We start from the raw sequence: 21,922 nt of genomic DNA, 5'->3' as shown, positions 1-21,922 counted from the left end.
AGGCTTACTTGCCCGGGTTGTTGTTGCGCGATGCATTCTTCTGTTCCTGTGCCGCGGCGGCGCGTGATTCTGCAATGCCGACCGCGCGTGCGTCGGCGGCCTTCTCGTCTTTTTCCAGCTGCAGCGGCTGCTGCTCGCCTTCCGGGGTCAGCCAGCCGCCACTGAAACCAGCGCGCTCCAGCCCCTTGCGGATGTGTGGGTTCTTCTTCATCACCTCCCACACGAAATCATTGCGGTAGTTGGCGATCATGGTCAGGATCGGTCCCTGGTCGATGCCGATGTAGTCACTCGCCACCCAGCCGCGATCAGGCACCATGCGCCCGGTCTTGATCGGGATGTCGTAGTTGAAACTCGGGTTGAACGAATCCAGGAAGCCGTAACTGGAATAGATGTAATCACCGAAGCGCTTGTGCATTTCCTGCGTCGCCGGAATCACTTCTTCGGGCGCGAATACGATCGAGGAAATGGCCGCGGTAGGGGCGATGGTGCCGTCGTCGAAATTCTCGCGAAGGCCGGCGCCGCGCGAAGAGTAATGACGGAACTGGCGCTGCTCGCCACGGTATTCCTGGGTGGTGTTCTGCGGGCCGTCGCTGGCGGTCAGGCCCCAGACGTTCTGGCCGTATTCCTTCCAGTTCATCGGGTTGCTGATCGCATACTCACGCTGGGCCAGCGCAGCCGAACGGCTGTTGAGGAAATACGTGCTGCCGCGTTCGCGCATGTACGCGTCCTGGATATCGCGGAAGTCGATCCAGACATGGCTGTACTGATGGCCGAACAGCGGACCGAAGGACAGGTATTCCTGGCCCTGGTAGACACCCCAGTCGTTGTCGTAGGTGCGCGTCCACACCGTCCAGGCATCCGGGCTGACCGGATGGGTCGGCGAACCCAGCGCCAGGATGTAGACGATCATCGCCTCGTTGTAGCCCATCCAGTCGTGTTCGATGGTGCCGCTTTCCGGGAACCAGCCCATCGAGATCAGCGGCGAACGCTCCTGCAGCCACGGCCAGTCCACGCGCTTGTACAGCGTCTCGGCGATGTCGCGGATTTCCTTCTCGCGCGAATCGCCGCCGTCGTAGTACGACTGCGCGAACAGCACGCCCATCATCAGCAGCGCGGTATCCACCGAAGACAGTTCCACCCAGCTGTCGTAGCGGTGGCCTTCCTGCATGTCCAGGAAGTGGTAATAGAAACCCTTGTAACCGCCCTTGCCGGTGCGCTGCGGGCCCATCGGCACATCGCGCAGGAAGCGCAGCGTGGTCAGCGTGCGATCCACCGCCTGGTTGCGGCTGACCCACCCGTTCTCGATGCCGATCGGATAAGCGGTCAGCGCGAAGCCGACCGAAGCGATGCTGGCGAACGGCCGCGAGGGATAGCGGTCCGGGGTCAGCCCGTTGATCTCATTGCTGGTGTCCCAGAAAAACTGGAAGGTGCGGCGTTCGATGTCATCGAACAGCGGCGGCAGATCCGGCTTCATCGGACGCGGTGGCAGGTCGGCTTCGACCAGGATCACCTGCGGCGCCGGCTTGGCCGGCTCGGGCGCGGCCTGCGGCTTGCAGCCGGCGGCGGCCAAGGTGATCGCGGCGATGGTCAACAGGTGGCTAACCCGCATCGGCCCCTTCCTTTTGTGCTGTTCAAGAATGGAGAGCATAACGTCCAATGACCTGAAATCGTTTACAAACGCGTCTCGAAAAAAAACCACCGTAGTGGTTCGACGCCGTCGGTCATTGCCCAGCCCACTGCCCCCTCCAGGGCAGTGGGCTGGGCAATGGACGGGTCCGAAGACCCGCCATTGCTTCCCACGGTACCGCCCGGAGGCGGTACCGCGTCGTGCATCAGGCGTTCCGGATCAGAACCGGAAGCCGACCTCCGCCTTCACCTGGCGCGGCGTACCGATGATTTCGCCGGTCTCGTTGTAGCTGGCCAGCAGCTTGCCATCGGGCTTGGTGTAGTTGTAGGTGGAGAAGTTGTCGAAGTTGAACACGTTGATGATGTCGATGCGAGCATACAGCTCGGTATCGTGCGCCATCTTGAACGTCTTCGTCGCCTGCAGGTCGACCGAACGGTAGCCGAAGATCTTGCCACCCAGCAGGAACTTGCCGTTGCCGTTGGGCACCGCGGCCCCCGGCGTCGGCAGGTTGTAACCGCTGGCCTGCAGCACGTTGTACCAGTCGTTCACCGCGGTCGGGGTGGCCAGGGTGACCTTGCCGCCGAAGGTGATGCCCCAGAAGCCCGCATACGAACCGGTGACCACCAGGCGGTGGCGCGGTGCGCCGTTGGAGCGGATGGTCGGGTAATCCTCGATCAGGCCGCGGTCGAAGGCGTACTTCTCGTTGATGTCGCGGTTGTGGCGCGCGGTGGTCCAGGTGTAGGCGACCGAGGTGCCCCAGCCGCTTTCCTTGGTGAACGGCTTCTGCGCCGACAGCAGCACCTGGGTCGCACGGGTCTTGATGCCCTGCTGGCCGATGATCAGGCTGCCGAAGCCCGGCACGTTGCAGCTCCATGCCTGGCTCAGGCCCGGCGCGGAGCCGCCGCACAGCTGCGGGTCATCGAAGAACTGGCCGGTCGGGTAGCGGTTGCCCAGGGTGAAGGCGAAACCGTCATAGCTCAGGGTGCGGGCGATGGTGGCATCGGTCAGCCATTCACCGACCTGGTTGCTCATGCCCAGGCTGAACTGATCGGAGTACGGCGCCTTGAGGTTGTTGTTCAGCAGGTCCACTTCCAGACCGGCATTGCTGGTCGAACCGACCAGCGCCTGCAGGTTGCCGATGCCATTGAGCAGGTTCGGGTTCCAGTCATAGCAGGCGGCCTGGCCGTTGATGCAGCTGCCGGTGGCCGGGTTGCGGAAGTAGATGGTCGGCTGCGGCAGGGCCAGCTTGGTGGTTTCCAGCTGCAGGTTGTCGAACAGGTCGCGATCGTAGGAACGGCCCGCACCACCGTGGATCACGTGCTGCTCGTCGGCGTTGATGTCATACGAGAAGCCCAGGCGCGGCTGCCAGGCATCCTTGAACGCCTTGCGGTTCTTGCCGGTGCTGATGTAATCGCTGATGTCCAACCCGCCCAGCGCCAGCGAATCGGCGTAGGTCTGGCCGGCGGCAGCGCGCGGATCCTGCGAATAGATGGCGTCGACCACTTCCCGCGGCGTCACGAAGTCCAGGTAGGACGGGGTCTTTTCGTAGTCCCAACGCAGGCCGAGGTTCAGCTGCAGGTGGTCGTTGACCTGCCAGTCGTCCTGGATGAACAGGCCGATCTGCTTGGACTTGGAGCGCACTTCGCCGGACACGCCCGACACGCCGGTCACCGGCTTGACGAACTGCGCCTTGTACGGAATGGAATCGGGGAAGTCCGCATCGCCCAGGCTGTAGGTGAAGGTCGGGTTGATCTGCGCCGCATCGGATGCGTACAGGTCGATTTCCTTGTACTTCACGCCCATCTTGACGGTGTGGTCGCCGGCCCACTGCAGGCCGTCCAGCGTCAGGTTGTCTTCGATCGACCAGCCTTTCTGGCCCTTCACCTGCGAATCGAGCGCCGAGGCGCCACCGACCTTCACCACGGTGCGGTCTTCGGTGCCGTCCGGTGCGGTGTAGGTGATGCCGTTGGCCAGCGTCAGCGGGGTCGGGTTGTTGAACGAATCTTCGTGGGTGAGCAGCACTTCGTTGTAGTAACGCTCGCCGCTGTGGTTCCAGCGCAGGGCGTAACGACGGTCGGTGTTGACCACTTCACGACCCGCTTCCGGTGCGGTCTGGCCGCTGAACTGCTGCTGGGTCTCGTCGCGATCCTGGAAGGTCAGCTCGATGCGATCGTTGTCGGTCGGCTCGAAGTCGATCTTGGCGAAGATCAGGTCCTGCTCGAACGGCTGGCTGGCCGGGCCGAGGCCGGCGGCGGCATCGGCCGGCAGCAGGCTGGCTGCACCGCCGACCGCGCCGTCCGGCGCGATGGTGACCGGCAGGTCGAAGCGCTTGGCTTCGTAGGTCACGAAGAAGTGTGCCTTGTCCTGGACGATCGGACCGCCGAGTGCGAAGCCGTATTCCTTCTCGGCCGAGGCCATCTTGTCCTGGCCGGCCTGGCGCTCCGCCGGGGTCTTGGCACGCATGTCTTCGTTGGTATAACGGTAGAAGGTTTCACCCTTGAACTCGTTGGTACCGGACTTGGTCGCCGCCGTCACCGCGGCGCTGGAGACCTGGCCGTACTCGGCCTTGTAGTTGCCGCTGATGACCTTGTATTCGCCGATCGCCAGCTGCGGGAACGGGTTGCCGGCGCTGCCGGACTGGCCGGCCACGCCGCCGCCCTTGACGTAGCTCTTCTGGCCCACGCCGTCGATGTAGACGTTGGTGCCATCGGCGTTGGTCGCACCGCCGCGCAGGGAGGTATTGCCCTTGGCGTCGCGGGTGAAGATCAGACCCGGCACGGCATCGGCGAACTCCAGGAAGTTGCGCGACACCTGCGGCGTGGTCTGGATCTGCTGCAGGCTGACGGTCTTGCCGACTTCGGAGGTACGCACTTCCTGCAGCAGGGTCGGGGCGACGACAGTGATGGTGTCGAGGTTCTTGGCATCGCCGGCAGCGGCGGGCGCGGCAGCTTCACCGGAGAAGTTCAGCGTGGCGGCCGAAGCCACGGTCACGGTGACCTTCTGCGTCTGGCCGTTGGCCACCACGTTGTAGGTGCCCGGGTCGAGGCCCTGCAGCGAATAGCTGCCATCGGCGCGCACGGTGGAACGTCGCACCGAACCGGTGGCGACATTGGTGGCGACCACTTCGCTGCCGGCCTGGGCCGAAGCGACGTTGCCGCGCAGGCTCGCGTTGGCCGACTGGGCCATCACGTCCGGTGCTGCAGCGATGGCCAGGCAGCTGACCAGGGCGCACGTCAAAAGACGGCGAGCCGGCATCCGACGATGGTGATTGAACTGCGTCATGAAAATCTCCGGGGGTGGTGGCGACCGCGATGGCCGCCCCTTTCATGTCAAACAAAAAATGGAATCGCCTCTGGCTTCAACGGCCGGATGGCGTGTGGGTTTGGGTCCTGCGGGCAACACTCTTGCTTGAATCACGCACGATCAGCTTCGGCACAAGCGTCTGCTTGTCACCCGCGCCTTCCGTGCTTTTTGAATCCATCAACTGCATCAGGCGCGTCATCGCCATGTCACCGAGTTCGGCGATACTCACCTGCATCGTCGTCAACGACGGGTGAACGAAACGGGCCAGCGGAATGTCATCGAAACCGGCCAGGGCCACGTCATCGGGAACCTTCAGTCCGGCCTGGGCAAACGCGTACAGACAGCCCAGCGCCATCATGTCGTTGGCCGCGAATACCGCATCGGGCAGCGTGCCGGCTGCCAGCAACTCCTGACCGGCGCGATGGCCGGAAGCTTCGTCGAAATCGCCGGGCAGCTCGATGCCCTGCGCATCGCTGCCAAAGGCAGCCAGCGCATCGCGGAAGCCCCGCAGGCGTTCGCGCGCATCGTAGTTGGAGTCCGGGCCTGAAATGAAGGCAATGCGGCGGTGGCCGACGTCGAGCAGGTGGCGGGTCATCGCCACCGCGCCGGCGTGGTCATCGATGCTCAACACAGGATGGTCCTGGTCGGGCAGGTAGGTATTGATCAGTACCGTAGGCAGCGACTGCGGCAGGTTGTCGGTCAGGAAACCCGGGCTTTCCGCATACGGGGACAGCACCAGCAGGCCGTCGACGCGGCCGCGCATGGCCCGCAGGGCAGCGCCCTGCTGCTCCTGGTCACCGTGGTAACTGGACACCAGCAGGTGCTGGCGACGGATACGGGCGATCTGGTCGATGCCGCGCATCAGTTCGGAGAAGAACTCGCCATACAGATCAGGCAGCACCACCCCGACGGTATTGGTGCGCCGGCTGCTCAGGCTGCGGGCGGCGGCGTGCGGGGTGTAGCGCAGGCGCGCAGCCACCTCCAGCACCAGTTGGCGAACCGGCTCGGCGACATTTTCGTGTCCATTGAGCGCGCGCGAAACCGTGGCCACGGAGACCTTGGCTTCCCGCGCAACATCCTTGATGGTGATCGCTGCCTTGTTCACAAAGTCGCCCTCCACGACTCCAGCCTTACGGCTTGGCGCGGAATGTAAGCGTTTCCAATGTCCGATGTAAACACTTCGTTAGTCCTATAGGTCGTGGGGCGTCCGCCCGCTGTCCACGGCGGGACGTCCCCGGGACGTCACAGGACAGGAGGGGACACCGGGTCAGCCAGCCTCGGCCGGGGTATGCGCCTGGATCGACAGCGCATGGATATCGGTCTGCATCATGTCGCCAAGTGCGGCGTAAATGGCGCGATGTCGGGCCAACTGACCCAGACCGGCGAACGCTTCGCTGACCACCCTGACGTTGAAATGGCCGCGCCCGTCACGCGCTCCCGCATGCCCGGCATGACGGTGGCTGTCGTCTTCGATGTGCAACTGCACGGGGGCAAGCGAATGCTGCAATGCATCACGAATTCGCTCGATCCGCTCGGCATTGCTCACGGCAGCACCTTGCGGAACGGACGTACCTCGGTGCGCACGTAGACACCGGCCGCCACGTACGGGTCGGCATCGGCCCACTCGCGGGCGGCGGCCAGCGAGTCGAACCCGGCGATCACCACGCTGCCGCTGAAACCCGCCGGACCCGGATCTTCGCTGTCTATCGCCGGACACGGTCCGGCCAGCAGCAACCTGCCCTGCTCCTGCAGGGCATGCAGCCGTGCCAGGTGGGTCGGGCGGGCCGCGATCCGGGCCGCGAGCACGTCCTGGCCGTCGTAGCCTTCAATTACGTACCACATCGATTGTCTCCTGTTGTCCTGCGGGAACTGGCGCTGATTCTAGCGGCTGCCCGGCCCTGCGCTGCGCCTGACTGGACACCGGCATTGCAAAGCCGTAACCTGTTTGCATTGCACGTGACTGGACGCAGCGTCCCGTCGGTCCCATGGCCCCGCAGGCCACCGATGATCGAACCGCTGCCCCCGACCAGACCGCGTAGACGACCTCCCCGTAGTTTCGTCGCTGCCGCCAGTGCGGTGCGTCCTGCTTTATTGATGTGTGGAATCGCGCCGATTCCGGCGTGTCCTGGTTTCCGCCATGGTCTGTCAGGCAGTTGCCTGAAGGGAATGGCCGGTGCCGCGACCGGTCCGTTGCAATCCTGATGTCCTTTGATGACCTCTGAAACCGCGCTAGACGCGACCCCGTCAATCCGGCCGCCCACCCCACAGCAGCAGGAAATGCCGCTGGCCGTGGTGCATGGACAACCGGTCCTGCAGATCCCGCAGGACCTGTACATCCCACCGGATGCACTGGAAGTCATCCTCGACGCCTTCGAGGGACCGCTGGACCTGTTGCTGTACCTGATCCGCCGCCAGAACCTGGATGTCCTGGACATTCCCGTCGCCGAGATCACCCGGCAGTACGTGGAATACATCACGGTGATGCGCGAACTGCGTTTCGAGCTCGCCGCCGAATACCTGGTGATGGCCGCGATCCTGGCCGAAGTGAAGTCGCGGATGTTGCTGCCGCGGCCGGTCAGCGAGGACGGCGATGAAGCCGATCCGCGCGCCGAACTGGTCCGCCGGCTGCAGGAGTACGAACGTTTCAAGCAGGCCGCCGAGGATATCGACAGCCTGCCCCGGCAGGACCGCGACACCACCGTGGTGCATGCCTTCGTCCCCGACCGCGCGGCGATCCGCCTGCCGCCGCCGGTGGAACTGAAGGAAATGCTGGTGGCCCTGCACGACGTGCTCAAGCGCGCCGAGCTGTTCACCGGGCACGCGATCAAGCGCGAGGCCCTGAGTGTCCGCCAGCGCATGGGCGACCTGCTGGGCCGCATGGAAGAAGGCGTGTTCTACCGTTTCGAATCGCTGTTCACCGCCGAAGAAGGAAAGCTCGGCGTGTTGGTCACCTTCCTGGCAATGCTGGAACTGGCCAAGGAACAGCTGCTGGATATCGTGCAGGAAGCCCCGCTGGCGGCGATCTACGTCAAGTCGCTGGCGGCGGGAAACACCAATGAGCCGCTGTCTTTCAGCAGCGAATTCGATGACAACGACGCAGCCAACCCGACCGAGTGAGCGCGAATTGCCGATGGATCAACCGCTGATCAACCGAATCGTCGAAGGCGCACTGCTGGCATCGCCGCAGCCGCTGACCCTGGTGCAGCTCAAGGAGCTGTTCCCGGAAGACGAGCCGGCGCCGGCAGGCAGCGTGGAACGCGCATTGGAAACCCTGCGCGAGGCCTGCGGCGAGCGTGGCGTGGAACTGGTGGAGGTGGCCTCCGGCTTCCGTTACCAGGTCACCGCCGAAGTGCATGTGCATATCAGCCGGTTGTGGACCGAGCGCAAGACGCGCTATACCCGCGCCACGCTGGAAACCCTGGCGCTGATCGCCTACCGGCAGCCGATCACCCGTGGCGAGATCGAGCAGGTACGTGGCGTGGCGGTGAGCAGCAACATCATCCAGGCCCTGGAAGAACGTGAGTGGATCCGGGTGATCGGCCACCGCGACGTGCCTGGCAGGCCGGCGCTGTTCGGCACCACCAAGGGCTTCCTGGATTATTTCGGCCTCAAGCGGCTGGACGAACTACCGCCGCTGTCCGAGCTGAAAGACCTGGCCGAACTGGAACCGCAGCTGCCGCTGGGTCCGGATGGCCAGCCCGATGCGCCGCAGCCCGCCACGGCCGCCAGCCCGGGTGCAGCAGCCAATGATGACGATGCCCCGGCCGCCGGTGGCACCGATGAAGAAGGCATCCCGGCCGCCGCAGGCGCCGATGCCGGACCCGTATCCCCTGCCGCGCCCGTCGCGGCAGACCCTGATGAGCAAGCACCTTCGCCCAGCGACAACGGGCACCCCGACACCGCGCCGGGCACGCGCGCGGCGCCAGTGAACGAGAGCGAAGACAACGCCGTCGCGAAGACGACCGTGGCTGTTGACCTAGCCGATTCCGAACCAGAGGCCGACGACCAAACGCCGGCCGGAGCCAAAGTTAATGAGTGATACCCCCCGCAAGCTGTCGTTGAACAAGCTGTCGCTGAAGCGCGAAGCCACCTCCGAACAGTTCAAGCTGGAAGAACGCCTGCACAAGGTGCTGGCACAGGCCGGCCTCGGTTCGCGCCGCGCGCTGGAACAGCGCATCGCCGAAGGCCTGGTCAAGGTCAACGGCGAAGTCGCGCAGACCGGCATGTCGGTCCGCAGCGGCGACCGCATCGAGCTGGATGGCCGTGGCTTCGTCGCCACCGCCCTGGCCGAACCGTCGCGTGTGCTGATCTACAACAAGCCGGAAGGCGAAGTGACCACGCGCGAAGATCCCGAAGGCCGCCCGACCGTGTTCGAGTCGCTGCCGGCGCTGAAGGGTGCGCGCTGGATCGCCGTGGGCCGCCTGGACATCAACACCACCGGCCTGCTGCTGGCCACCACCGACGGTGAACTCGCCAACGCGATGATGCACCCGTCCTTCGAGGTCGAGCGCGAATACGTGGTGCGCGTGCGCGCCCCGGAAGGCCAGGAAAAGGTCGACGACAACACCATCCTGCGTCTGCAGCGTGGCGTCGCGCTGGAAGACGGCCCGGCCAAGTTCGATGAAGTCGAGCGCATTGGCGGCACCGATTCGCATGACTGGTTCCGCGTGGTGGTGAAGGAAGGCCGCAACCGCGAAGTCCGTCGCCTGTGGGAATCGCAGGGCTGCCAGGTCAGCCGCCTGAAGCGTACCCGCTATGGCACCGTCAGCCTGCCGCGCGAACTGACCCGTGGCCATTCGGTGGAACTGCCGACTGCCCAGGTCGAAGCGCTGCGCGCCAAGTTGAACCTGGAAGAAGGCGCACCGTCCGCGCTGACCCTGCAGCCGGTGATCGGCCAGCGTCGGGCGGCCAAGACCACCGTGCGCATGGGCCGCGATGGCGGCCGGGGCACGGCCTATGTCAACGGCCACAACACCGCCGATGAAGGCCGCGAGCTGCGTCGCTTCGACAACGTGCGCGAAGAGCGCGGTCGTGGTCGCGGTGGCAAGGGCGGCGGCGGTTTCAAGGGTGGCTTGACGGTCAGCGGCGAAGCCGCGGCCAAGCAGTCGCAGCGTCCGTTCAAGGCACGCCCGCAGAAGAATGATCGTGGCCTGCCGGAAGGCAATCCGGCCGCGTTCCGCAGCTGGTACGTGCCGGATGGCGTCAGCACCGGCCCGAGTGGCCACCGCAACGCCGGTCCGGGCGCGGCGCGCGGCCCAGGCGCCCGTGGCCCCGGCGGCCCCGGTGCCCGTGGTCCGGGAGCCCGCGGTCCCGGCGCACGCGGTCCCGGCCAGGGCGGTGGTTACGGCCAAGGCCAGGGTGAAGGCGGTCGTGGCGGTTATGCCAAGCCGAAGTCGCCGGGTGCCGGTGGCAACCGCGGTGGCCAGGGTCAGGGCGGCCAGGGCAACAAGCATCCGTATGGTCATCCGGGCAACGCGCCGTCGTTCCCGTCCGACCACGCCAACCCGGGCTTCAGCCCGTACGGCAGCACCCCGCGTCCGGCCAGCGGCAATCGCGGACCGGGCGGCAACCGCTCAGCCGGCGGCCCGGGCGGCAACCGCGGACCGGGTGGTCCCGGCGGCAATCGCGGCCCGGGTGGTCCGGGTGGCAACCGTGGCCCGGGTGGTCCCGGCGGCAACCGCGGTCGCGGTGGTCCGCGCGGCGGCTGATCCCCTCGCGTGATGCAACAGAAAAACCCGGCCTCGGCCGGGTTTTTTGGTAGTGACGGCCGCTGGCCCTCATGCCGGGCGGGTGGGTGAGGACCTTGGTCGTCACCTACAACGCCTTTGCTCAGCGCCGTTCGATGGTGAACGCCGTTCCGTCGATCCCCAGGTCCCAGCCTTTGCCGGTGCCGGCCAACGCCAGCGAGATATCGCCCTTGGTCATCGCCACCGCGCCACTGGAGCGGACCGCCCCGGCATGCGCGCTGACCGCCGCATAGGTGCCGAACAGGTCATCGGGGGCATACGCCCCGCTGAAACGGCCCGTGCCATCGACGATCTTCGACTTGCCCACGGTAAGGCCGCCGCCCCTGACCTTCAGCGTGACCGGCATGCGCATGCCGTTGTCGCAGGTGATCGTGCCATTGCCGGAGGCGGTCTTGTAGAACACCGACCAGCCCGACAGGTCATAGCGCAGGCTGCATTCGATGTTGCCGGCCGCCTGCGCAGCGGGAGCGGCAAACGCCGACGCCAACAGCACAGCCATCAGGGAAACAGTGTTCTTCATCGTGGGGATACTCCGGATGCGTGATGCGCCGAATCTAGCAGCGAGCCGCCCCGTCAGGACAGGGCCGGCCGCGCCAGTCCGCTGCGCGGTTCAGCCTGCGCGCGGCGGCGGGTCCAGTTCGAAACGGTCTGCGTCCAGCATCGCCGGGAAGCGCGCGCGATGGGCGGCCAACGCCTGTGCCGACAACGTGGTGGTCACCACCTGCTCTACCTCGCGCACCTCAACCTGCGGCTGGCCCAGGTAATCAATGACCGCGCTGTCACCGGCGTAGTGCAGGTCATTACCATCCACGCCCACCCGGTTCACCGCGGCCACGAAACACAGGTTTTCGATCGCCCGTGCGCGCAGCAGCGTCTTCCACGCGTACGCCCGCGCCGAAGGCCAGTTGGCGACGAAGATCTGCAGGTCGAAATCCAGCTGCCCTGCCCGCTCCACGTCGAAGCGGTTGCGGCAGAACACCGGGAAACGCAGGTCGTAGCAGACCTGCGGATTGATCCGCCAGCCCTTCCACTCCACGCTCAGGCGCTCGCGCCCGGCGGCATAGCGTTCGTGCTCGCCGCCGTAACGGAACAGGTGGCGCTTGTCGTACTGCTGCAGAACGCCATCCGGAGTGGCAAACAGCAGCCGGTTGTAGACCGCATCGCCTTCGCGCAGCTGCACGCTGCCGGTGACCGCCGCGCCCAGTTTCACCGCCTGCTCGACGATCCACGCAATGGTGGGGCCGTGCATGTCTTCGGCCTGGCTGATCGCCGCGTTGGAGAAACCGCTGGTGAAGGTTTCCGGCAGCACCACCAGGTCGGTCGTGCCGACCAGCGGCGCCAGCAGCGCGGCGTAATGCGCGCGGTTGCCTTCCGGATCGTGCCAGCGCGTATCGCCCTGCACCAGGCTGATGCGCAGGTCCTGCGCGGCGGCGCTCACAGCCGCTGCAACCGTTCAATGGCCGCATCCAGCGTGGCCTCGTTCTTGGCAAAGCACAGCCGCACGATGCGCTGCCCGGCCGGCGGCGTCTCGTAGAAAGGCGACAGCGGGATCGCCGCCACGCCCTTTTCGATGGTCAGCCATTTCACGAATTCATGGTCCGGCAGGTCGCTGATGGCCGAGTAATCAACCAACTGGAAGTAACCGCCCGGCACCGCCAGCGGCACCAGCCGGGTCTGCGCCAGCTGCTCGCGGAAGCGGTCGCGCTTGGCCTGGTAGAACGCCCCCAGTTCAAGGTGGTGCTCCGGTTCGTCACGGATCATCGCGGCGAAACCATGCTGCGCGGGGCCGAAACTGGTGAAGGTGTTGTACTGGTGCACTTTGCGGAATTCCGCGCTCAGCGCTGGCGGCGCGATCGCATAGCCGATCTTCCAGCCGGTGCAGTGGTAGGTCTTGCCGAAGCTGGAAATCACAAACGCGCGCGCGCGCAGTTCCGGGTGTCGCAGCGCCGACTCGTGGCGACGGCCGTCGTAGATGATGTGTTCGTACACCTCATCGGAGATCAGGTAGATGTCCGTCCCACGCAGCAGGTCGGCCAGCGCCTGAAGGTCGGCCTCGTCCAGCATCGCACCGGACGGGTTGTGCGGGGTGTTGACCATCAGCAGGCGGGTGCGCGGGGTGATCGCCGCGCGCACGCGGTCCCAGTCCACCGCGAAGGTCTGCGGGTCCAGTGGCACGTGCACCGCACGTGCGCCAGCCAGGTCGATCGCCGGTTCATAGCAGTCGTACGCGGGGTCGAGCACGATCACTTCCTCGCCGGCACGCACGACGGCGTGGATGGCGTTGAAGATCGCTTCGGTGGCGCCGCTGGTGACGGTGATCTCGGCATCCGGGTCCACCTGCGCGCCATACAGGTCCAGCGACTTCTGCGCGATGGCCTGGCGCAGCGGCGCCACCCCGGTCATCGGCGGATACTGGTTGAGTCCTTCGGCCATCGCGCGGGTGGTGGCATCGATCAGGCGCTGCGGCGCGCTGAAATCGGGGAAGCCCTGGCCGAGGTTGACCGCGCCGTGTTCGGCGGCCAGCTGGGACATCACGGTGAAGATGGTGGTGCCCACCTTGGGCAGCTTGGTCTGCGGTTGCATCGGCCTGTGCGGGGAGCGGAAGACAGGCGTGAAGTGTACTGCGGGGGGTGAAGCGTGACGACCAACGGTCGTCACCCACCGGGTGCTGGAGTCGCCGCCGCCGGGTGCTGGGGTCGCCGCCCACCTGCAGCTGCCCGCGCGCTCCGCAAGCCGGCGCGGGCGGCTAGAATCATGGCCCGTCCGCCGTGCAGAGATCGTGTCCCTTGAATACCCCTGCGCTGCTGGCCGCACATGGCCTTTGCTTCTCACGAGATGACGAACGCGTGTTCGGGCCGCTCGAGTTCCATGTCGATACCGGCGAAGCGCTGCTGGTGCAGGGTGACAACGGCGCCGGCAAGACCACCCTGCTGCGCGTGCTGGCAGGCCTGCTGCGGCCGTCCGCCGGCCGGGTGGAGATCGATGGCCGCGCCGCCAGCACCGCCGAACGCGCGCGCTTCGTCGCCTACCTGGGTCACCTGCCCGCCATGAAGCCGGACCTGGATACGCTGCAGAACCTGCATTTCCTGTGCGGGCTGCATGGCCGCCGCGCGCGCCAGATGCCCGGCAGCGCACTGGCCGTGGTCGGGCTGGCCGGCCATGAAGACACCCTGGTGCGGCATCTTTCCGCGGGGCAGAAGCGCCGCCTGGCGCTGGCACGGATGTGGCTGTCGCCGGCACCGCTGTGGCTGCTGGACGAGCCCTATGCCAACCTCGACCTGGAGGGCATCAACCTGGTCAACCGGATGATTTCCGCGCACCTGCGCGGCGGTGGCGCCGCGCTGGTCACCACCCACGGCGCGTATGCCGCCCCGCCAGTGCGCACGCGGCAGTTGCAGTTGGCGCTGCCGCAGGTAGCCGCATGATCGCGCCCGGTACCGAACCCGGCCTGTGGCAGACCGCCCGCGCCCTGGCCACGCGTGACCTGCGGCTGGTCTGGCGCCGCCGCGGCGATGCGCTGCAACCGGTGCTGTTCGCGTTGCTGGTGGTGGTGCTGTTCGCACTGGCGTCCGGCCGCGATCCGCAGCAGCTGGCCGCCAACGCGGTTGCGGTGCTGTGGCTGGCGGTGCTGCTGGCCGGGCAACTTGCGCTGGATTCGCTGTTCCGCTCCGATGCCGAAGACGGCTCGCTGGAACAATGGCTGCTGGCGCCGGTGCCGCTGGCCTGGCTGGTGCTGGTGCGCGTGCTGATGCACTGGCTGACGACGGCCCTGCCGTTGATCGTGCTCAGCCCGCTGCTGGCGGAAATGCTGCATCTGCCACATGACCAACTGCCGATGTTGCTGGCATCGTTGCTGCTGGGCACGCCGCTGTTGAGCCTGATCGGCGGCATGGTGGCGGCACTGACGGTGGGCATCCGGCGCTCTGGTATCCTCGTGGCGTTGCTGTCCTTGCCGCTGTACGTACCGGTGCTGGTGTTCGGCGCAGGCAGTGTCGCCGCTGCTGCACGCGACCAGGATCCGTATGGCGCGCTGTTGATGCTCGCCGCCGGGCTGGTAGTGGCACTGGTGCTGGCGCCACTGGCCACCGCTGCCGCCATCCGCATTTCCTTGAGCTGAGCCACACCGACCAACCGGGATAGCCGCTACCGCATGCAACCGATCGTCCGCTGGTTCCACCAACTCGGCTCACCGCCCACCTTCGACCGTTTCGCCCGTCGCTGGTCCCGTGTCTTCCACCTCGCTGCGCTGCCGGTGCTGGCCTTCGGGCTGTGGCAGGCGTTGTTCGTGGTGCCGGCCGACTACCAGCAGGGCGATAGTTTCCGCATCCTGTTCGTGCACGTGCCCAGCGCGTGGATGAGCCTGTTCGTGTTCGCGCTGATGGCGCTTTATGCAGCCATCGCAATGGTGTGGAAGATCAAGGTCTGCGAGGTGCTGGCGATGGCGTGCGCACCCATCGGTGCAGGCTTCACCCTCATCACCCTGCTCACCGGCAGCATCTGGGGCCGGCCGATGTGGGGCACCTGGTGGGACTGGGACCCGCGCCTGACCACCGAACTGATCCTGCTGTTCCTGTACTTCGGGGTGATCGGGCTGTACATGGCGATCGAGGACCGGCGCAATGCTGCGCGCGCGGCAGGCCTGCTGGCCATCGTCGGGGTCGCGTTGCTGCCGGTCATCCGCTATTCGGTGGACTGGTGGGGCAGCCTGCACCAGGGCCAGACCATCCGCCTGTTCGGGCCGACCACGCTGGATGCCAGCATGCAGCTGCCGCTGTGGCTGATGGTGATCGGCACCAAGCTGTGGTTCGTCGGCTCATTGTTGGCCAAGGCGCGTGCGGACAACCTGCAGCGCGAAGCCGGCAAGGACTGGGTGCAGCGCCAGCTGCAGGGGGAAGCATGAATTACCTGGGCTACGTGGTCGCCGCCTACGCAGTGTTCGTCGCGGTGCTGGCCATCGATGCGATCGGCTCGCACCTGCGCCTGCGCCGCGCACGGCAGGACGCCCGCCAGCGCCAGCAGCGGCAGCAGGCGCGGCGCTCGGCCAGCCCCGGCAACGGCGTGCCGCTGGAGCTGGAGCGATGAACCCGCAGCGCCGGCGTCGACTGCTGTGGGTACTGCTGCTGGTGGCCGCTTCCGGGCTGGCCACCGCGCTGGTGGCGATGGCCCTGCAGCGCAACGTGGCCTACCTGTACACCCCGGCCGAAGTGCTGCGTGGTGATGCCGGCAGCGCCGAACGCTTCCGCTTGGGCGGCATGGTCGCCAAGGGCTCGCTGAAGCGTGAGCCCGGCTCGCTGGTGGCGCTGTTCACCGTGACCGATGGTGATGCCGAGCTCACCGTTCGCAGCGACCAGATCCTGCCCGACCTGTTCCGCGAAGGCCAGGCGGTAGTGGTGACCGGACGCCTGCAGGGTGATCGCTTCATCGCCGAAGAAGTGCTGGCCAAGCACGATGAAACCTACATGCCGAAGGAACTGGCCGACAAGATGGGCAAGGCGCACGTCAAACACGATGTTCCCGTGCCTGCGCCGGAGGTGCGCTGAGTGCTGCCCGAACTGGGACAGATCCTGCTGCTGCTGGCGCTGTTGGCCGCGTTGCTGCAGGCCAGCCTGCCGCTGATCGGGGCGCAGCGCGGCATCGCCAGCTGGATGCAGGTCGCGCGACCGGCGGCGCTGGCGCAGTTGCTGTTGGTGGCGGCCGCCTTCGCGGTGCTGAGCGCTGCCTTCGTGCAGCAGGATTTCTCGGTGCGCTACGTCGCCGAAAACTCCAATACGCTGCTGCCGATGGTGTATCGCTGGTCGGCGGTGTGGGGCGCGCACGAAGGCTCGCTGCTGCTGTGGGCGCTGGTGTTGGCCGCGTGGACCGGCGCGGTGGCGCTGGGCTCGCGCGCGCTGCCCGCTACCGTGCAGGCACGCGTGCTGGCGGTGATGGGCCTGGTCAGCATCGGCTTCCTGGCGTTTCTGATCTTCACCTCCAATCCGTTCGCGCGCCTGATCCCCGCGCCATTGGAAGGCCGTGATCTCAATCCCCTGCTGCAGGACCCGGGACTGATCATCCACCCGCCGATGCTGTACCTGGGCTACGTCGGCTTCTCGGTGCCATTCGCGTTCGCGGTCGCCGCGCTGCTGGATGGCTGGGTCGACACGCGCTGGGTGCGCTGGACACGGCCGTGGACCAACGTGGCCTGGGCCTTCCTCACCCTGGGCATCGCGCTGGGCAGTTGGTGGGCCTACTACGAACTGGGTTGGGGCGGCTGGTGGTTCTGGGATCCGGTGGAAAATGCGAGCTTCATGCCATGGCTGGCCGGCGCCGCGCTGATCCACTCGCAGGCGGTAACGGAGAAGCGCGGCACCTTCGCCAGCTGGACCCTGCTGCTGGCGATCGCCGCGTTCGCGTTGTCCCTGCTCGGCACCTTCCTGGTGCGATCGGGCGTGCTGACCAGCGTGCATTCGTTCGCCGCCGATCCCTCGCGCGGCATGTTCATCCTGTTGTTCCTGGCGATCCTGGTCGGCGGTGCACTGCTGCTGTTCGCGCTGCGCGCCGGCAGCCTGGGCGTGGACAGCAGCGATCCGCGCCGCGGCTTCACCGCCACCTCGCGCGAGACCCTGCTGCTGGCCAACAACCTGCTGCTGGCCAGTGCCTGTGCGATGGTGCTGCTGGGTACCCTGTATCCGTTGCTGGCCGATGCGATGGGGCTGGGCAAGATCTCCGTCGGGCCGCCCTACTTCGGCAGCCTGTTCCTGCTGCTGATGGCGCCGCTGGTGCTGCTGTTGCCGTTTGGCCCGCTGGTCAACTGGCAACGCGACCAGCCCTCTCGCGCACTGGCGCTGCTGCTGCCGTGGCTGGTGCTGGCGGTGCTGCTGGCCGCGTTGGCCTGGTGGCGCGCACCGCAGAACGGCTGGAAGGTCGGCCTCGGCGTCGGCGCGGCTGCCTGGGTCGGACTGGGCACGGCACGCTTCATCTGGCAGCGGCTGCGTGGCAATGGGCGCTTCACCGCGGAAATGACCGGCATGCTGCTGGGCCACGTGGGCATGGCGGTGTTCCTGGCCGGCGCGCTGCTGGTGGAAGCGCTGAACGTGCAGCGCGAAGTCGCCCTGTCTCCCGGGCAGACCGTGGTGGTTGGCCGCCATGAGATCCGCTTCGAAGGCGTCGACCATCGCGAGGGCCCGAACTTCAGCGCCGACCGCGGCCACCTGCGGGTGTTCCGCGACGGCCGCGAACGCGCCCTGCTGCATCCGGAAAAGCGCCTGTATTCCAGCGGTGGCCAGGTGATGACCGAAGCCGGCATCGACGCGCGCCTTTCCGGCGATGTCTACGTGGCAATGGGCGAGCCACTGGGCAACAATGCATGGGCCGTACGCGTGCATATCAAGCCATTCGTGCGCTGGATCTGGCTCGGGGCGCTGCTGATGGCGCTCGGTGGCCTGGTCGCTGCCGTTGATCGTCGTTTCCGCCGTCCGTAGGAGTCCTGTTTTCCATGTCCGAATCCCCCGCCCCCCGCCCTTCCCGTCCGCTGCCGCCGGTGGCCATCGTGATCGGCGTGCTGTTCTTCTTCGGCCTGCTCGGGCTGATGGTGTATGGGGTGATGAAGAGCGGCGATCCGCAGCGCGATGTCCTGCCCTCGCCGCTGATCGGCAAGCAGGCGCCGGCCTTCGAACTGCCGGTGCTGCACGATCCGCACATCCAGGTCCGCAGCGAAGAGCTGCGCGGCGCGCCGTACCTGCTCAATGTCTGGGGCAGCTGGTGCGCGGCCTGCCGCGAGGAACATCCGGTGCTGACCCGCTTCGCCGAAACCAAGCGCGTGCGGGTGATCGGCTACAACTGGAAGGATGAACCGGCCGATGCCCTGCGCTGGCTGGAACAGCTCGGCAATCCCTTCATGGTGGTGTTGAGTGATATCGAAGGCCGCACCGCGATCGACTGGGGCATCACCGCCGCACCGGAAACCTTCCTGGTGGATGGCAGCGGCGTGGTGCGCTGGAAGTACAGTGGCGCGATGACCCAGGCGGTGATCGAGCAGAAGTTGATCCCGGCGCTGGAACAGGTCGAGAAGTCCCAGGCCGATGCCGGCAATGCACTGCACGCCACGCCCTGATCGCCACCGGGCCAGCCAGCTGGCGGGCGGCCTGCTGATGGCCGTGCTGCTGCTGGCATCGCTGTTCTGCAGCGTCGCCCGCGCGCAGCAGCCCGTGCATGATGCGCGGCCGCTGCAGTTCACCGACGATGCCGAAGAAGCCCGCTTCCACGCGCTGGCCGCGCAGCTGCGCTGCGTTCAATGCCAGAACCAGTCACTGGCCGATTCCAATGCACAGATCGCCCAGGACCTGCGCCGCGAAGTGCTGCAGTTGATCCAGCAGGGCCATGACGATGCCGAGGTGAAGCGCTTCCTGGTGCAGCGCTATGGCGAGTTCGTGCTGTACCAGCCCACGCTGCAACCCGGTACGTGGCTGTTGTGGGGCGGACCGTTGCTGTTCCTGCTGGCCGGCGCGCTGCTGGTGTGGCGGCTGGTGCGCCGCCGCGGTGGCACGGTGGTGGTGGACGAAACCCGCGGTGACGGCTGGTGACGGCCGGCTTGGCCGCGCTTGCCGGCGTTGCTGGCGTGCTGCTGGCGCTGGCGGTGCTGTGGCCGCTGCGCGCGCGTGGGCGGGTGGGATTCCTCATTGCCTGCCTGAGCATCGGCCTGGCCAGCGCCAGCCTGTACCTGCTGGTGGGCGATCCGCGCGCCGCGCAGGCACCGGGCGCCCCCTCGCTGGCGGAGCTGCGCGATGGCGTGCAGGCGCTGGAACAGGCACTTGAGCAGGAACCGCAGCGCGCCGATGGCTGGGTGCTGCTGGGCCGCTCGCGCGGCGAACTCGGCCAGCTTGATGCCGCTGCTGCTGCGTACAGCCGGGCTGCGGCGCTGGCGCCGGACGACGCCGGCGTGCTGGTGGAAGCCGCCCAGGCGCGTGCCCAGGCTGATCCGGAAAAACATTTCGATGACCGGGCGCTGGGCTGGCTGCAGCATGCGCTGCAGGTGCAGCCCGATGCCGAACGCGCGGCCTGGCTGCTGGGTATCGCGCTGCGCCAGCGCGGCCGCGATGCGGAAGCGGTGGCCGTGTGGTCAGCGCTGCTGCCGCGCCTGCAGCCCGGGGCGGCGGCTGCGCTGCAACAACAGCTGGTCATCGCACGCACTGCGGCGGGTGCCGGAACGCCCCCCGCTTCAGCAGGCGCGGTGCAGGAAAACGCGACGCCCCTGCTGAGCATCGGCATCGCGCTACCGCCCGGTTTCGATCCCGCGCAGTGGCCGCAGGGCGCGGCATTGTTCGTGCTGGCACGTGCACCGGGAGGCCCGCCGATGCCGGTGGCGGTGCGCCGCTATCCACTGCAGGCGCTGCCTGCGAGGGTCACCCTCAGCGACGCCGACAGCCCGATGCCGACCCAGCCGCTGTCTTCCCACGCACAGGTAGAGGTGCTGGCGCGACTGTCACGCACCGGCACGGCGTCGCACGCCGAGGGCGATCTGGAAAGCGAGCCGGTGACGGTGCAGATGCCGCAGACTGGCGAGCTGGAGCTGCAGCTGCGGTAACGCGGCCGAACACGGCCCGCTGCGCTCGCCGACCATGGGTCGGCGCTACCGACCTGCCCTGGTAGCGCCGAGCCATGCTCGGCGGAATCCTGTCACCCACGGCCCGCTGCGCTCGCCGACCACGGGTCGGCGCTACCGACCTGCCCTGGTAGCGCCGAGCCATGCTCGGCGGAATCCTGTCACCCACGGCCCGCTGCGCTCGCCGACCATGGGTCGGCGCTACATGGCCTGCGCATGCCCGGCGGACGCAGCAACGAAAAAGCCCGGCGCGAGCCGGGCTTTTCGGTACTGCCTCAGAACACCAGGCTCAGTCGCCCTGCTGCTTCTGCATGTGTTCCCAGCGCTCCTGCGCATCGATGGTGCGCTCGGCGGTCAAGCGCGCTTCGAGGCGATCCAGGCCGATCTCTTCGCCGGTATCGACGCAGTAGCCGTAATCACCTGCTTCCAGGCGCTTGAGCGTGCTGTCGATCTTGCCGATCAGCTTGCGGTAACGATCGCGGGTGCGCAGTTCCAGCGAGTTCTCGGTTTCGCGGGTCGCACGCTCGGCTTCATCGCCGATGTCACGCACTTCCTCGCGCAGGTTCTCGATGGTCTGCTTGGATTCTTCCACCAGATCGGCGCGCCAGTCCTGCAGGCGCTTGCGGAAGTACTCCTGCTGCAGCGGGCTCATGTATTCCTCTTCTGCGCCCGGCTTGTAGCCGGTGGGCAGGATCGGACGGCCGGTGGCTTCGTCGGTCTTGTACTCGACCACCTTGTACTTGCTGCGCGGCGCCGGAGCGGTCGAGCGTGCGGTCACTGCCACGGCGACCTTGCCCACCGGGCGGGCGACGGTCTTCGGGGCGGCATCGGATTTCACAGGGGTTTTCGCGGACGATTTCGAAACGGGCACGGGATTCTTGATTTGCGGGGCCTGCTTGGCTGGCGCCTTGGCCACCTTTTCAGGTGCCTTGGTGCCGGCGTTGCTGGCCGGGACAGACGTGGCCGGAACCGGCGGGGCCGGCTTCGGTACGGACTTCACTGCGGGCGCCGCCACCGGCTTGCCGGTGGCTTTGCCGACCGCGGGCTTTGCCGTGGCGGTCTTGTTCACCGCCGGACGGGCCGACGGCTTGCTTGCGGACGCCTTGCCGGAAACCGGCTTGGCGGCCTTGGCCGCCTTGGCGACCGTGGAAACCTTCTTTGCCGGGGCCGGCTTGGCCACGGGCTTCTTTGCGACCTTGCCGGCCGGTTTGGCAACCGGCTTGGCGGGCTTCGCAGCGCCCTTGGCCGGCGCTTTATTCGCCACTGCCTTGGTCACCGCCGTCTTCTTGGCCACGACCTTCTTCGCCGGTGCCTTGGTCACTGCGACCTTCTTGGCCGCGACCTTCTTCACCGGCGCTTTCTTCGCGGGCGCTTTCGCTGCCGGCGCCTTCTTCGCCGTGGCCGTCCTGGCCGTTGTCTTTCCCGCTGCCTTGGCCACCGGCTTGGCAGGCTTGCTGGCTACAGACTTGGCCGCCGTCTTCTTCGCAACAGGGCTGGCGGACTTCTTGGCGGCCTTGACGGCCTTTTTTGCAGATTTTTTAGCAGCCACGAAACGCTCTTCCTTGGATTCCCCGGGGCCCGGGAAAGCGGGCCTTTATAGCCTACCCGGCCGACTGCAGCAACCGCGTGACAGGACGCACACACGGCCCTTGCAACACGGGGCTG

At 66.9% G+C, this 21,922-nt stretch carries 21 protein-coding genes; 12 read left to right on the top strand and 9 right to left on the bottom strand.

The features are described from left to right. Positions 1 to 4: 4 nt before the first annotated feature. The 5 genes from SOM47_RS13170 to SOM47_RS13150 form a co-directional block, all read right to left on the bottom strand. Positions 5 to 1,609, bottom strand: coding sequence for a glucoamylase family protein (locus tag SOM47_RS13170; RefSeq protein WP_191771470.1), 1,605 nt, complete (start codon positions 1,607 to 1,609; stop codon positions 5 to 7). Between the two features lie 237 nt (positions 1,610 to 1,846). Continuing rightward, entirely contained in the window at positions 1,847 to 4,909 is a 3,063-nt protein-coding gene (locus tag SOM47_RS13165) for a TonB-dependent receptor (protein ID WP_042615188.1), read from the bottom strand. Positions 4,910 to 4,985: 76 nt separating this feature from the next. Continuing rightward, complete coding sequence (locus tag SOM47_RS13160) at positions 4,986 to 6,050, bottom strand: LacI family DNA-binding transcriptional regulator (protein WP_042615189.1); 1,065 nt, start codon at positions 6,048 to 6,050, stop codon at positions 4,986 to 4,988. Between the two features lie 147 nt (positions 6,051 to 6,197). Beyond that, complete coding sequence (locus SOM47_RS13155; protein WP_320505834.1) at positions 6,198 to 6,476, bottom strand: BolA family protein; 279 nt, start codon at positions 6,474 to 6,476, stop codon at positions 6,198 to 6,200. Further along, positions 6,473 to 6,772 (bottom strand): YciI family protein, encoded by a 300-nt coding sequence (locus SOM47_RS13150; RefSeq protein WP_320505833.1) that lies wholly within the window; start codon positions 6,770 to 6,772, stop codon positions 6,473 to 6,475. Before SOM47_RS13150 ends, SOM47_RS13155 begins: the two co-directional genes overlap by 4 nt. Before the next feature lie 369 nt (positions 6,773 to 7,141). On the opposite strand from SOM47_RS13150, the gene SOM47_RS13145 reads away from it, so the two are divergent. From SOM47_RS13145 to SOM47_RS13135, 3 genes are read left to right on the top strand one after another with little or no spacing between them, the layout of a single operon-like run. After that, on the top strand, positions 7,142 to 8,047 hold the full coding sequence (locus tag SOM47_RS13145; protein ID WP_042615192.1) for a segregation and condensation protein A: 906 nt from the start codon (positions 7,142 to 7,144) through the stop codon (positions 8,045 to 8,047). A 13-nt stretch (positions 8,048 to 8,060) separates the two neighbouring features. After that, positions 8,061 to 8,969, top strand: a complete 909-nt coding sequence (scpB, locus tag SOM47_RS13140) for an SMC-Scp complex subunit ScpB (protein ID WP_320505832.1) — start codon at positions 8,061 to 8,063, stop codon at positions 8,967 to 8,969. Further along, positions 8,962 to 10,638 carry a pseudouridine synthase gene (locus SOM47_RS13135; RefSeq protein WP_320505831.1) on the top strand — a complete coding sequence of 559 codons (1,677 nt, stop codon included), beginning with the start codon at positions 8,962 to 8,964 and terminating at the stop codon, positions 10,636 to 10,638. Before scpB ends, SOM47_RS13135 begins: the two co-directional genes overlap by 8 nt. A 121-nt stretch (positions 10,639 to 10,759) precedes the next feature. On the opposite strand, the gene SOM47_RS13130 is transcribed toward SOM47_RS13135, so the two are convergent. The 3 genes from SOM47_RS13130 to SOM47_RS13120 form a co-directional block, all read right to left on the bottom strand. Beyond that, positions 10,760 to 11,197: a hypothetical protein gene (locus tag SOM47_RS13130; RefSeq protein ID WP_320505830.1), complete on the bottom strand. Its 438-nt coding sequence runs from the start codon at positions 11,195 to 11,197 to the stop codon at positions 10,760 to 10,762. A 90-nt stretch (positions 11,198 to 11,287) separates the two neighbouring features. Beyond that, positions 11,288 to 12,115: an amidohydrolase gene (locus SOM47_RS13125; RefSeq protein ID WP_042615196.1), complete on the bottom strand. Its 828-nt coding sequence runs from the start codon at positions 12,113 to 12,115 to the stop codon at positions 11,288 to 11,290. Beyond that, a complete protein-coding gene (locus SOM47_RS13120) occupies positions 12,112 to 13,260 on the bottom strand; it encodes a pyridoxal phosphate-dependent aminotransferase (RefSeq protein WP_320505829.1) in 1,149 nt (382 codons plus the stop codon). Before SOM47_RS13120 ends, SOM47_RS13125 begins: the two co-directional genes overlap by 4 nt. 203 nt (positions 13,261 to 13,463) lie before the next feature. Here SOM47_RS13120 and ccmA point away from each other — a divergent pair, with 203 nt between their 5' ends. Genes ccmA through SOM47_RS13075 form a run of 9 tightly spaced genes read left to right on the top strand, consistent with a single transcriptional unit; the run spans position 13,464 to position 20,239 of the window. After that, complete coding sequence (gene ccmA, locus SOM47_RS13115; protein ID WP_101098508.1) at positions 13,464 to 14,102, top strand: heme ABC exporter ATP-binding protein CcmA; 639 nt, start codon at positions 13,464 to 13,466, stop codon at positions 14,100 to 14,102. Continuing rightward, the gene (gene ccmB / locus SOM47_RS13110) at positions 14,099 to 14,794 is read left to right on the top strand and encodes a heme exporter protein CcmB (RefSeq protein WP_101098509.1); all 696 of its coding nucleotides are present in this window, start codon (positions 14,099 to 14,101) and stop codon (positions 14,792 to 14,794) included. The genes ccmA and ccmB overlap by 4 nt, the downstream gene beginning before the upstream one ends. A 33-nt stretch (positions 14,795 to 14,827) precedes the next feature. Further along, complete coding sequence (locus tag SOM47_RS13105; RefSeq protein WP_320505828.1) at positions 14,828 to 15,577, top strand: heme ABC transporter permease; 750 nt, start codon at positions 14,828 to 14,830, stop codon at positions 15,575 to 15,577. Further along, entirely contained in the window at positions 15,574 to 15,759 is a 186-nt protein-coding gene (ccmD, locus tag SOM47_RS13100; protein WP_320505827.1) for a heme exporter protein CcmD, read from the top strand. The genes SOM47_RS13105 and ccmD overlap by 4 nt, the downstream gene beginning before the upstream one ends. Next, positions 15,756 to 16,217: a cytochrome c maturation protein CcmE gene (ccmE, locus tag SOM47_RS13095; RefSeq protein WP_320505826.1), complete on the top strand. Its 462-nt coding sequence runs from the start codon at positions 15,756 to 15,758 to the stop codon at positions 16,215 to 16,217. Before ccmD ends, ccmE begins: the two co-directional genes overlap by 4 nt. After that, a complete protein-coding gene (locus SOM47_RS13090; RefSeq protein WP_320505825.1) occupies positions 16,218 to 18,137 on the top strand; it encodes a heme lyase CcmF/NrfE family subunit in 1,920 nt (639 codons plus the stop codon). It abuts the gene before it with no gap. A 14-nt stretch (positions 18,138 to 18,151) separates the two neighbouring features. Beyond that, the gene (locus tag SOM47_RS13085; RefSeq protein ID WP_042615204.1) at positions 18,152 to 18,769 is read left to right on the top strand and encodes a DsbE family thiol:disulfide interchange protein; all 618 of its coding nucleotides are present in this window, start codon (positions 18,152 to 18,154) and stop codon (positions 18,767 to 18,769) included. Then, positions 18,747 to 19,238 (top strand): cytochrome c-type biogenesis protein, encoded by a 492-nt coding sequence (locus SOM47_RS13080; protein ID WP_414715803.1) that lies wholly within the window; start codon positions 18,747 to 18,749, stop codon positions 19,236 to 19,238. The genes SOM47_RS13085 and SOM47_RS13080 overlap by 23 nt, the downstream gene beginning before the upstream one ends. Before the next feature lie 8 nt (positions 19,239 to 19,246). After that, the gene (locus SOM47_RS13075; RefSeq protein ID WP_320505824.1) at positions 19,247 to 20,239 is read left to right on the top strand and encodes a tetratricopeptide repeat protein; all 993 of its coding nucleotides are present in this window, start codon (positions 19,247 to 19,249) and stop codon (positions 20,237 to 20,239) included. 307 nt (positions 20,240 to 20,546) lie between these two features. On the opposite strand, the gene dksA is transcribed toward SOM47_RS13075, so the two are convergent. Beyond that, positions 20,547 to 21,806 carry an RNA polymerase-binding protein DksA gene (gene dksA / locus SOM47_RS13070; RefSeq protein WP_320505823.1) on the bottom strand — a complete coding sequence of 420 codons (1,260 nt, stop codon included), beginning with the start codon at positions 21,804 to 21,806 and terminating at the stop codon, positions 20,547 to 20,549. Between the last annotated feature and the right edge of the window lie 116 nt (positions 21,807 to 21,922).

The organism is Stenotrophomonas sp. CFBP8980, from assembly GCF_034046095.1.
Lineage (GTDB): Bacteria > Pseudomonadota > Gammaproteobacteria > Xanthomonadales > Xanthomonadaceae > Stenotrophomonas > Stenotrophomonas lacuserhaii.
The sequence above is the reverse complement of the archived record's forward strand: the minus strand, read 5'-3'. Positions and strand labels throughout refer to the sequence as shown.